This is a genomic window from Streptomyces sp. NPDC034037 (assembly GCF_055575715.1).
The window spans coordinates 1-12,691 of record NZ_JBVISC010000012.1 but is presented as its reverse complement, the minus strand read 5'-3'; the positions used below and the strand labels follow the sequence as shown (position 1 = coordinate 12,691).

Here is a 12,691-nt window from a genome sequence, read left to right as displayed (position 1 = left end):
GTCCCGCTTCTCCGGCGTCCGCGCAGGTCAGCCGCGTGGCCCCGCCGGTATCAGCCCGGCGGCACCGCTACCGCGCCACACCCGACAACCGCAGGTCGGCGGCGAGATGGCCGGCGACATGGCGCAGGAGGTCCGGCTCCCGGGGTTCGAGGTAGAAGTGGCCACCGGGGAACGTGCGGTACTCGGCTCGGGCCGCAGTCAGTTCGGACCAGGCGGCGAGGCGTTCGGGGGTGCATCCGTGGTCCTGGTCGCCGGAGTACACCACGATCGGGCAGGGCAGCCGCTCGGGGGAGGCCGGGCGGTAGGTCTCGATCAGGCGGAAGTCGGCACGCAGGGCGGGCAGGACGACCTCACGCAGGGCGGGGTGGGAGACCAGGTGGCCCGAGGTGCTGCCGAACCGGTCGATCTCGGCGCACAGCCTCAGGTCGTCGGCGAGGTGCAGCCGGGACGGCGGCACGGTGTGCGGGGCGCCCCGTCCGGAGGCGAACAACCGGGTCGGTCGGACGCCACGGCGCCGGTGCAGCCGCAGCGCGGTCTCATAGGCCACTGCGCTGCCCATGCTGTGGCCGAACAGGGCCAGTGGCCGGTCGAGGAACGGTTCGAGAGCCTCAGTGACCTGGTCGGCCAGCTCGGCCATGTCGGTGATCGGCGGCTCGGCAAGCCGGGTCTGTCGGCCCGGATAGCAGACCGAGAGCAGTTCGACGTCGGCCGGCAGCCTGGGCTGCCAGGTCCGGTAGCAGGTCGGCGACCCACCGGCGTGCGGAAAGCACACCAGGCGCAGCCGCGGTTCGGCCGGGGCGCCGTAGGAGTGGAACCACCTGCCATGCGTCATCTGGTCATCCTCGTCCCGGTCCTTCCTCAGGCCCTCCCGGTTTCTGTCCGGGAGTGCGGGCATCGCCCGTTCAGGCTGCCCGGAGCGTCCATACGCCTGCTATATCCAGGTCCGATATCGAAGCCGTATAGGTGTCTCCCGCACGGTCGCTTCGTGCGGCGGCGAGCCCGTCGCCACGAGCGCGTAAGGAGCACCTATGACGGCACCCGAACTGGCCTGGGCGCCACACGAGATCCGTCCGGCCGACGGCGCCGCACCGGCCGCCGCGGCAGGCCTGGCCGCCTTCCTGAGCGCCGGTCCGGCAGCCCTGGACGCAGAGCTGGTCGAGAACAAGGCGCTCGTCTTCCGGGGCTTCGGGGTCACCGAGGCGGGCCTGGACCCGGTCCTCGACCTGTTGCTGCCCGACCGGCTCTCGTACGTGCACGGCAACTCGCCGCGGACGAAGGTCGGCCAGAACGTCTACACCTCGACCGAGTACCCGGCCGAGTTCACCATTTCAATGCACAACGAGCTGTCTTATAGCACCAGTTGGCCCACCCGCCTGCTGTTCTTCTGCGCCGAGGCGGCCACGTCGGGCGGAGCCACCCCGGTGGTGGACGCCGCGCACTGGTTGAACTCGCTGGACGATGAAGTGCGGGACGCCTACGCCGGTGGCGTGCGCTACACCCAGAACCTGCACAGCGGCCTCGGGCTGGGCAGGAGCTGGCAGGCGACCTTCGAGACCACTGACCGCGACCGGGTGGAGGAGTTCCTCGCCGAGGCCGCGGCCGAGTGGGAGTGGCGCCGGGACGGCGGCCTACGGATCAGCCAGGTCCGGCCGGCCACCACCCGTCACCCCGTGACCGGCGCCGAGGTCTGGTTCAACCAGTCCGACCAGTGGCACCCGGCCGCGCTCGGCGAGGAGGGCGCCGCGCTGGCCCGCATGCTCCCGGCCGACGAGCTGCCGCAGTCGGTCAGCTTCGCCGACGGCCGCCCGATCCCGGACAGGTACGTGCTCCAGGTGCGCGACCGCGGCCTGGCCGGGGCCGTCGACGTCGACTGGCGCCCAGGTGACCTGTTGCTCATCGACAACGTCCTGGTCGCTCACGGCCGCAGACCGTTCACCGGCCACCGTCGGGTGCTCGTCGCGATGTCCGGCTGAGACCGGCCGCCGCGCGGGCGGCCCGCTAGAGAAGGGACCTATTTTCATGACCATGGCCACCCGGGCGGCCCCGGCAGCGGACGCCGACGCCCTCACCATCCGTCTGACTGGGCACGAGCAGCACGAACTGGCGCTTGTAGCCGCGGAGTTGAGCGAGCCGGGGTCCGGTCTCGTGGACGACCCCGACTGGCTGGCGGCGGCACGGCAGCTGACGTGCCGGATACCCCTGCGGCTGCGCGAGACGGTGCGCCGGTACCGATACGACTGCGGCCCGGACGCCGTTCTGCTGATCCGGAACCTGCCGGTGGAGGAGGAGGCGTTGCCGCGGACCCCTGCCGTGCGTGAGTCCGTGGAGCGGCGGGCCACCGGACCGGCCGCCGTGTCGGCTCTGCTGTCGCTACAGCTGGGCGAGGTGATTGCGTTCCGGGACGAGAAATCCGGCGCCCTGGTGCAGAACGTGGTGCCGGTGCCGGGGCTGGAGAGCTCGCAGAGCAACGCCGGGTCGGTGGATCTGGAGATGCACACCGAGAACGCCTTTCATCCGAACCGTCCGGACTACGTCGGTCTGCTGTGCCTGCGCAACGACCACACCGGGACGGCCGGCACCCTCGTCGCCTCGATCCGCCGGGCGCTGCCGCTCGTCCCGGACCGGGCGCGCCGGGTGCTCGGCGAGCCCCGCTTCGTGACCGAGCCGCCCCCCTCCTTCCACGCGGGCGGTACGACCGTGCCGCACCCGGTGCTGGGCGGCGACCCCGCCGACCCGGACATCCGGGTGGACTTCGCGGCCACCGTAGCGCTGGACGACGAGGGCAAGCAGGCCCTGGAGGAGCTGCGGGACGCTCTCGTGCCGGCGTCCGAGGTGGTCGTGCTGCACTCCGGGGACATGGCGTTCATCGACAACCGGCTCGCGCTGCACGGCCGCAGCTCCTTCGTGCCCCGCTACGACGGCCGCGACCGCTGGCTGCACCGCACCTTCGTCCACCTGGACAACCGGCGCAGTCGGCCGGACCGGCCCGGCAACGGAGCCGTGCTGTCCTGACCCGCCTCGGCCGCCGCACACCCCACCGTCCAAGCCCGGTGTGGTGCGCGGCGGCCCGATATAGACGCCCTATAGCGCGCCGTCCGAATCTTTGACCGGCCATCAGGCCGCATCGGCCGCAGGTGGCGTTGGCCCACGCGAGGCCCGCGTGAGGCGCCCTCCCTCGTTTCCCGCTCCGCACCGATCGACCGTCCGCGCCCTTCCCATCCGCGAGGAGCACCCGTTGACCAGCCCCCTGCTTCTGCCCCGTTCCTTCGCGCAGCAGGCAGTCCGGTCACCTGCCGCGACGGCCGTGCTGGACCGGGACCGCGAGCTCAGCTACGAGCAGCTCGCTGTCCGAAGCGGCCGACTGGCCGGCCGGCTGAGGGCCCTCGGCGTCGGCCCGGGCGAGCTGGTCGGTGTTCTCTTGCCCGCGGTGGCCGAGCTGCCGGTCGCGCTGCTCGCCCTCTGGCAGACGGGCGCCGCGCATCTGCTGCTCGACCCGACGCCGGGAGCGCCGTCGACCGCGTTGATCGACGAGGCCGGGATCCAGGTCGTCGTGACCTTCGCGGACTTGGCCGCGCACTGTGGCTCCGCCCGGGCGGTGTGCCTCGACCTGCCGACCGAGGCGGCCGGCGGCGATGAGGAGGCGGCGCCGGCGTTCGCTGTCCGCGAGGAGGCTGTGGCATTCGTTTGCCGCACCGCCGACGGCGCCCTGCTGAGCGTCGACCATGCGAGCGCCGCCCACTACGCGCTGGGCATGGCCGAGCGGCACGGGTTGCGGGCCGGCGACCTGGTGCGTTGCGCGGGGATCCCGGGCCGGCTGCCCTGGGAGGTGTTCGCGGCGCTGTCGGCCGGAGCCACCGTGGCGATGGGCGTCAGCGCCGGCGTGACCGTCATACCGATTGATCCAGGGGACGAAGGGCCCGCCGGTCACGACGCGGTCCGCGTGGTCGTCGCGACGGAGCGGGTACCGGACGAGCTGCTGGCCCGCTGGGCGGAGCACACCGGCGCGGAGGTGTGGCGGTCATACGGCCCGGAGATTTGCGGGGTGGAGTTCGCCGCCGAGCGGTTCGACCCGGCCGGGGCCGGTGGCGCCCTCTTGGCGGAGCAGCCCGAGGTGTGGGTGCTCGACGACTACGGCGACCCGGTGCCGCCGGGCGTCCCCGGTGAACTGCACCTGGGCGGACTTGGGTCCGGCTGCGGCTTCCCGGGGCGGCCCGCGCTGACGGCCGAGCGGTTCGTCCCGGACCCCGACGGCCTCGCGGGAGGCCGCCTCCTGCGGACCGGGGCGCTGGTGCGGCTCCGTCACGACGGCCGGCTGGAGAGCCTCGGCACGGTGGAGCCCTCGGCAGTCTCCACCACGACCGAACGCCCGCCCTACGTCGCTCCGCGCACCCCTGAGGAGCGGCTGGTCGCCGGGATCTGGTCCGAGCTGCTCGGCCAGGAGGACGTCGGCGTCGACGACAACTTCTTTCAGCTGGGCGGCCATTCGCTGCTGCTCACCCGACTGATCGAGCGCCTGCGGACCACCACGGGCCGACAGCTGCGGCTCGCCGATCTGTACGCCGCCCTGACCGTCGCCGACCAGGCGCGGCTCGTCTCACCCGACGGCGGCGACGGATCCGGCGAGAGTGCCGGTTCCGTCGCAAGTGACGCCGACGGTTCCCGCGGCCGTCACGGCGCGGCGTCCGGGCCCCGGGCAATTCCCCGTGACCGTCCGCTGCCGCTGTCCTCCGGGCAGCGTCGGTTGTGGCTGCTGGACCATGTCAGCCCCAGCCCGGAGTGGGTGATCCCGCTCTTCCTCCATCTGCCCGCCGAGGTCACCGACTCCGCCGCGCGACGGGCGCTCGACCTGCTGGCACAGCGCCACGAGTCCCTGCGCACCCGGTACGTCGAGGTGGACGGCGAGCCGATGCAGCTGGTCGGGGACGCCGAGCCGGTCGTCTGGCAGGAGCTCGCGGGGGACGCGCCCGACCGCGAGGCCGTCTTTCGTGAGCAGTTCGCCGCCACCTTCGACCTGGCCTCGGGCCGGCTGTGGCGGGCGCTGCTGGTGCGCGAGCCGGACGGCGAGCGCTGGCTGCTGGTCACCCTGCACCACATCGCCTGCGACGGCTGGTCCGCGACCGTGCTGGAGCAGGAGTTCGCCCGACTGTGCTCGGGCTCTGCCGAGTTGCCGCCGGTCGACGTGCAGTACCCGGACTTCGCCGTCCGGGAGCGGGAGCACACGTCCGAGGAGCGGGTGAAGGACCGTCTCGACTTCTGGCGGCACCGTTTGCGGGACCTGCCTCCCCTGGAGCTGCCGACCGACTTCGCCCGCCCGGCGGAGCGCGATCCCAGCGGCGATCTGGTGCCCTTCACCGTCCCTGCGCCGCTCGCCGAAGCCGTCCGCACGCTCGGACAGCGGCACAGCGCCACACCGTTCATGATCCTGCTGACCGCCTTCGCCACCCTGCTCGCCCGGCACTCCGGGCAGTGGGATGTCCCGGTCGGCGTGCCGACGGCGGGCCGGGAACAGCCCGGCCTCGAACGCACGGTCGGCTTTTTCCTCAACTCCCTGGTTCTGCGCTGCCGGCTGGACGCGGCGCTCGGCTTCACCGAGGCGCTGGAGTCCGTGCGGCAGACCGCGCTGGAGGGTTTCGCCCATCAGGACGTCCCCTTCGAGCGTCTGGTCGAGGAGCTGCGCCCGGAGCGCGACCCCTCGCGTACCCCGCTCTACCAGGTGGCGTTCAACTTCACCGACGGGCCGACCGGCGGTGGCATGCCCGACGAGGGGCACAGCGGGTACCTGTACCACCGGCGGGTCGCCAAGACCGACCTCACACTGTACGTCCGCACCGAGCGGGACGGCAGCTGGAGCGGCGCCCTGGAATACGCCACCGCCCTGTTCGAGCGGCGGACGGTCGAGCGACTGGGTGCCGGTCTCGTGCGGCTGGTCGAGTCCGTCACAGCCGCTCCCGACCGCGCGCTGGGCGCGGTCGAGGTCATGTCGTCCGAGGCCCGCGCAGAAGCACTGACCCGGTGGAACGACACGTGCGCCGACTGGGAGCGCGTCCCGGTCCTCGACCTCGTCGAGCAGCAGACCGTCGCCAACGCCGACGCGGTCGCCGTCCGCTACGGCGACGACGAGCTGACGTACCGCCTACTGGACGAGCGCGCCAACCGGATCGCCCATCACCTGCGGGATCTGGGCACCGGGCCGGGTACGACGGTCGGCGTGCTGCTCCACCGGGGTCTCGATCTGCTGCCCGCGCTGCTGGGCGTGTGGAAGGCGGGCGCCGCATACGTCCCGATGGACCCGGCGGTCCCGGCCGAGCGCATCGAACACATCCTCGCGGACAGCGGGGCCGCGCTGCTGGTCACCGAGTCCGCCTTGGTCCCGGACGGCCACCGGGGGCCGCGGGTGCTGCTGGACGCCGACCGGACGGCCGTGGACGCCCGGCCCGCGACGCCGCTGCCCCGCGCGATCAGCCCGCAGGAGCTGGCATACGTCATCTACACCTCCGGTTCCACCGGCCGCCCCAAGGGTGTGATGGTGACCCACGCGGGCCTGTCCAACCACCTCCAGTGGGCCGTGCGGGACCTCGTGACGACCCCGGGCGGAGCGCCGCTGTTCTCGTCGATCGCCTTCGACCTGCCGGCCACCAACCTCTTCGCCCCGCTGATGGCCGGGCAGCCGGTCCACCTGCTCCCCGCCGACCTGGACCTCGGCGCGCTCGGCAGGACCCTGGCCGCCGGTGGACCGTACAGCTTCATCAAGCTCGCCGCCGGACACCTGGAGCTGCTGGCCCACCAGCTGACCGACGAGCAGATGTCCGCTCTGGCCCAGTGGATCGTGGTCGCCGGGGAGGCGCTCGGCGCCCGGACCGCCAACCGCTGGCGGGAGGCGCTCGGTGACGGCCGGCTGATCAACGAGTACGGCCCGACCGAGAACTCCATCGGCTCCACGACGCACCCGGTCACCCGCCCGCACGACACCACCGTGCCGCTCGGCCTGCCGCTGCCGAACACCACGGCCTACGTGCTGGACGCCGGGGCCAGGCCGGTGCCGCCCGGTGTCGCGGGCGAACTGTGCGTCGGCGGGGAAGGGCTGGCCCGCGGCTACCTGGGCCGCCCCGACCTGACTGCCGAAACGTTCGTGCCCAACCCCTATGGGCCGGCCGGCAGCAGGCTGTATCGCACCGGTGATCTCGCCCGGCGGCTGGCCGACGGCTCGATCGCCTTCCTCGGCCGGATCGACGACCAGGTCAAACTGCGCGGCTACCGCATCGAGCCGGGCGAGATCGAGAGCCGGTTGCTGAGCCTCCCCGCGGTCCGGGCGGCCGCCGTGGTGGTGCGGGAGACCCCGGCCGGGGAGAAGGCGCTGGTCGCCTACCTGGTCCCGGCGGACGGCACGGCGCTGGACACGGACCAGGTCCGTGACCGACTGGCCGCCGCGCTGCCCGACTACATGGTCCCAAGCGGTTTCGTCGCTCTGGACGCGCTGCCGCTCACCTCGAACGGCAAGCTCGACCAGCGGGCACTGCCCGCCCCCGGGGTCATCGACCCCAAGCGGCCGACGGTCGCCCCCGCCTCACCCGCCGAGGAGCGGATCGCGGAGATCTGGTGCGAGGTGCTCGGCCTGGAGCGCGTGAGCGTCGAGGACGGCTTCTTCGAGCTGGGTGGTCACTCGATCCTGGCGATCCGGATGGTGTCGATGGTGCAGGACGCCTTCGACGTCGACATCCCGATCCGGGCCGTCTTCGAGAGCGCCACCGTCCGCCGCCTCGCCCAGGCCGTCGAGGACCTGATCCGCGCAGAGCTGGAGCAGCTGTCCGAGGCCGAGTTGGAGGAGTACTCGACATGAAGCCGTTCGCACTGATCACGGACGAGGACCGGCGGCGGCTGCCCGAGGACGTGACGGACGCGTACCCACTGTCCATGGCTCAGGCCGGGATGCTCGTGGAAATGCGGGCTGCGGACCACGGACCGGTCTACCACGCCCTGCACGCCCTGCATGTCCGGGAAGAATGTCCGTTCGAGCAGACGGTCTTCAGCCGGGCGGTGGCGCTGCTCACCGAGCGCCTCACGCTGCTGCGTACCTCGATGGACCTGACCGGCTACTCCCGCCCCTTGCACCTCGTCCACGCCACGGGCCGGGTCCCCGTGGGCGTGCACGACCTGCGAAAACACGACCAGGACCGGCAGGCGCGGGAACTGGCGGCCTGCACGGCCGCGCGGCGGGCCACCCCGTTCGACCCGGCCGCCGCACCGCTGCTGCGGTTCGACGTCCACGTGGAGTCCGAGTGGGCCTGGCGGCTCACCGTCACCTACTGCGGGGCGCTGATCGACGACGCCGACGCCTTGTGCGAGGCTCTGCTCGCCCTGTACCGCGGCCTGCGCGACAGCGGGCGGCCGCCCGTGCTCCCGCCACCCGGCCCGGACCCTGCCGAGCGGGTCTCGGCCGAACTGGTCGCCGTGGACGACCCCGATGCCCTCGTCCCCTGGCGGCGGCTCACCGCCACACACGCCCCCCTGGTACTGCCGGAGGCCTGGGCCGACCGGAACGGCCCGGTGGAACGGTACCGGCTCGGCGTGACGTTCGAGGACCTGGTGGACGGGTTGCGCGCGCTCGCCGACCGGGCCGACACCTCACTGCGGACGGTACTGCTCGCCGCGCACCTGAAGGTGATGGCTTCGCTCACCGCCGAAGAGGCCTTTCACACGGGCGTGGTCAGCCGCGACACACTCGGTGCGCCGGGCACCGAACGGGTCGTGGGGCCGCCGCCGGACACGCTGCCGTTCCCGCACCGCGGTGCCCCGGCCACCTGGCTGCGGCTGGTCGCGCAGACCGAGGCCCAGGAGCGTGAGCTGCACCGTCACGCCCGCTGCCCGCTGCCCGCGATCCAGCGGGTGGCCGGGGTGAATCGGCTGGTCACGGTCGTCTTCGACCACCTCGACAGGCCCTCTCTCGGGGTCGAACGCCACCTCGCCGACACGGAGTTCGCGCTTCAGGTGACCAGTGTCGACGGCCGCCTTGAGCTGGCCACCCGCACAGACGCCATCGGGCGCGATCACGCGGACCTGCTGACCGCGATGTACCGGCACGTCCTGGAATCGATGGCGGCCGACGCGGAGGGCGACACGGGGACCGCATCCGCCCCGGAGCCGATCCGGCAGCATGCCCTCGTCGGCGCTCCGCTCTGTGTGCACCGAGCCTTCGAAGCGCAGGCCGCCCACACTCCCGACGCGGTCGCTCTGGTCTTCGAGGACGAACAGCTCACCTACCGCGAACTGAACGAGCGGGCCAACCGCATCGCCCACCGCCTGCGTGCCCTGGGTGCCCGCCCCGACACCCTGGTCGGCGTCTGCCTGGAACGCGGCACCCACCTCATCCCCGCCCTCCTGGGCGTCCTCAAGTCCGGCGCCGCCTACCTCCCCCTCGACCCCGCCAACCCCCCCGAGCGCCTCGGCTGGATCCTCCAGGACGCACACGCCACACTGCTCATCGCCGACGACACCACCGCCGCGGTCGTCCCTCCCACCTACCACGGCACTCTCGTGCCCCCGGACGGCGGTGACGAGCACCCGGATGACAGCGATCCGGACCTCCCCGTCTCCCCCGGCAACCTGGCGTACGCCATCTACACCTCCGGCTCCACCGGCCGCCCCAAGGGCGTGGCCGTGCCGCACAGCGCCCTCGCCACCCTTGTCGGGGCCTTCGGCTGGCTGTCCGGCGGGCCCGGGGCCACCTGGCTCGCCTCCACCTCGGTGTCGTTCGACATCTCCCACCTGGAGATCCATCTGCCGCTCACCACCGGCGCCCGGATCGTGCTCGCCTCGCGTGCACAGGCCGGCCGTCCCGACGCCCTGACCGCGCTGGTCGCGGCACATGGCATTACCCACGTCCAGGCGACTCCCTCCGGCTGGCGGGTGCTGCTCGCCGCCGGTTTCGACCGGCCGGGGTTGGTGGCGCTGGCGGGCGGTGAGGAGTTGCCCGTGCGGCTGGCGCAAGAGCTGCGCTCCCGGGTCGGCCGTCTGGTCAACGTGTACGGCCCGACCGAGGCGACCATCTGGGCGTCGGCCTGGGAGGTGCCGGACGCGCCCCTGCCCGGCGTCCCGCTCGGCGCGCCGCTCGCCCACTACCAGCTGCACGTGCTGGACAGCGCCGGCCGTCACACCGTGCCCGGCGTGCCCGGAGAACTGCACATCGGCGGCCCGGGTCTGGCCCGCGGCTATCTACGCCGCCCCGACCTGACCGCCGAGAAGTTCGTCCCCGATCCGTACGGCCCGCCCGGCAGCAGGTTGTACCGCACGGGGGACCTCACCCGGCGCCTGCAGGACGGCACCCTCGAATTCCTCGGCCGGATCGACACCCAGGTCAAGATCCGCGGCTACCGCATCGAACTGGGTGAGATCGAGTCCGCGATCACCAGCCATCCCCGTATCCGCGAGGCCGTGGTCACCCTGCGGGAGAACGGCATGCTGGCCGCCCATGTGGTGGGCGGTGGCCGGATCGACGCGGCCCGATTGCGTCGCTATCTGGGAAGCACCCTGCCGTCGTACATGATCCCCGGCACCTTCGTGCCGGTCGACCGGATCCCACTCACCATCAGCGGCAAGGCCGACCGACGGGCACTGCCCTGGCCGGACAGTCCGGCCGCCGTCTCCCGGCCACCCGAAGGAGAGCTCCAGGAACTGCTCGCGGGCTGCTGGAAGGACGTCCTCGGCAGCGCACCGGCGAGCGTCGACGACGACTTCTTCCAGTCCGGCGGCACTTCCGTACTCGCCGTCCGGCTGGCGGAGCGACTGCACCGCGAACTCGGGTGCGGCATCGGCGTCCGCACCGTCCTGGACCACCCCACCGTCGGCCGACTGGCCGAGGCGGTCGAACGCATTCGTACCAACGTCCTTACCGAGGAGTACACGGCATGAACACCGACGACATGGTTGCCCACCCGCAGGACGCGGCCTCGGTACGTGCCGAACTGCTCCGCCGCCGACTGGCCGGGGAGGGCGGCCGCACCGCGCGCCGCCCCCTGATCGACCGTGCGGACCGCGACGCGCCACTGCCGCTGTCCTTCGGCCAACAGCAGATGTGGTTCCTGAACCGGATGGACCCGGACTCCGTCGAGTACGTGGTGCCGCTCGTGCTGCGGCTGCGCGGCCCGCTGGACGTCGAGGCGCTGGCCGCCGCCTGGGAGCGGATCCTGGAGCGCCACGAGATCCTGCGCACCCGCTACACGCTCGGTACGGACGGCGAGCCGGTACAGCTGATCGACGCGCCGCGGCCGGTCGGCCTGCCGGTGCTCGACGTGCCCGACGAGGCCGGGATGCGGGCCGCGGTGGAGGCCGAGATCGCGCTCCCCATCGACCTGGAACGGGACTGGCCGGTGCGGGCCACGCTGGTCGGGCTGTCCGAACACGAGCACGTCCTCGTCGTCGTCTTCCACCACATCGCCTGCGATGCCTGGTCGATGCGGGTGTTCGCCCACGAACTCAGCACTCTGTACGGGGCTTCGGTCACCGGCGCCACCGCCACACTCGAACCGCTCCCGGTCCAGTACGCCGACTACGCCGCATGGCAGCGCCGGCACCTGACCGGTGAAACGCTTGAGCGTGAACTCTCCTATTGGCGCGCTCAGTTGGCGGACAGCGGCCCGCTCGACCTACCGACCGACCGACCCCGGCCCGCGGTCCGCGCCTGGGCGGGCGACTCCGTGCCGTTCACCGTCCCGGCCGCACTGGCGGACCGGGTTCGCGAACTGAGCCTGGAGCACGGCACCACGCCGTTCGCCTTCCTTCTCGCCGTCTACCAGGTGCTGCTGTCCCGCTACACCGGTACGTCCGACATCCCGGTCGGCGTCACGGTGTCCGGTCGCAACCGCCCGGAACTTCAGCAGGTCATCGGCTACGGCATCAACACTCTGGTCGCCCGCGGCCGCTGGTCCGGCGATCCCGGCTTCAGCGCGCTGCTCACGGCCACCGCCGCGACCGTCCTGGACGCCTTCGAGCACCAGTCGGTGCCCTTCGCCCGTCTCGTCGACGACCTCCAGCCGGAACGCGACCTCGCCCGCACCCCGCTCTTCCAGGCCGACTTCGTCATGCACGAGGACCGGACGACGGCCTTCGACCTGCCCGGCCTGGACGTGGAGCCGGTCCTGGAGGACCGGATCGCCAAGTTCGACCTGACGCTGAATGTGACGCACGCCTCCGAGGGGCAGCCGATGCAGGCCCGACTCGGCTACGCCACCTCGCTGTTCGACCGCGCGACGGTCGAGCGGATGACCGGGCACTACCTCCGGCTCCTGGAGTCGGTCACGGCCCGCCCCAAGGACCCGCTGTCCGCGCAGGCCATGCTGTCTGTCGAGGAGATGGGGCGGTTGCTCGGTGAGTGGAATCGTTGTGTCCCTGAGCCGGTCGATGTCTGTGTGCACCAGGCCTTCGAAGCGCAGGCCGCCCGCACTCCCGACGCGGTCGCTCTGGTCTTCGAGGACGAGCAGCTCACCTACCGCGAACTGAACGAGCGGGCCAACCGCATCGCCCACCGCCTGCGTGCCCTGGGTGCCCGGCCCGACACCCTGGTCGGCGTCTGCCTGGAACGCGGCACCCACCTCATCCCCGCCCTCCTGGGCGTCCTCAAGTCCGGCGCCGCCTACCTCCCCCTCGACCCCGCCAACCCCCCCGAGCGCCTCGGCTGGATCCTCCAGGACGCACACGC

The 12,691-nt window shown here is 72.4% G+C and carries 6 protein-coding genes; 5 read left to right on the top strand and 1 reads right to left on the bottom strand.

Translation table 11 applies throughout. From position 1 onward, the window contains the following. Positions 1-67: 67 nt before the first annotated feature. Positions 68-832 carry a thioesterase II family protein gene (locus ACZ516_RS30810; RefSeq protein ID WP_469012843.1) on the bottom strand — a complete coding sequence of 255 codons (765 nt, stop codon included), beginning with the start codon at positions 830-832 and terminating at the stop codon, positions 68-70. 196 nt (positions 833-1,028) lie between these two features. Here ACZ516_RS30810 and ACZ516_RS30805 point away from each other — a divergent pair, with 196 nt between their 5' ends. The 5 genes from ACZ516_RS30805 to ACZ516_RS30785 form a co-directional block, all read left to right on the top strand. Continuing rightward, positions 1,029-1,973: a TauD/TfdA family dioxygenase gene (locus ACZ516_RS30805; protein ID WP_469012842.1), complete on the top strand. Its 945-nt coding sequence runs from the start codon at positions 1,029-1,031 to the stop codon at positions 1,971-1,973. A gap of 52 nt (positions 1,974-2,025) precedes the next feature. Then, on the top strand, positions 2,026-3,012 hold the full coding sequence (locus tag ACZ516_RS30800; RefSeq protein ID WP_469013041.1) for a TauD/TfdA family dioxygenase: 987 nt from the start codon (positions 2,026-2,028) through the stop codon (positions 3,010-3,012). 223 nt (positions 3,013-3,235) lie between these two features. Then, positions 3,236-7,837: an amino acid adenylation domain-containing protein gene (locus tag ACZ516_RS30795; protein WP_469012839.1), complete on the top strand. Its 4,602-nt coding sequence runs from the start codon at positions 3,236-3,238 to the stop codon at positions 7,835-7,837. Beyond that, entirely contained in the window at positions 7,834-10,905 is a 3,072-nt protein-coding gene (locus tag ACZ516_RS30790; RefSeq protein ID WP_469012837.1) for a non-ribosomal peptide synthetase, read from the top strand. The genes ACZ516_RS30795 and ACZ516_RS30790 overlap by 4 nt, the downstream gene beginning before the upstream one ends. Continuing rightward, a partial coding sequence (locus ACZ516_RS30785; protein ID WP_469012835.1) for a condensation domain-containing protein occupies positions 10,902-12,691 on the top strand: 1,790 nt, incomplete at its 3' end. The genes ACZ516_RS30790 and ACZ516_RS30785, both read left to right, overlap by 4 nt.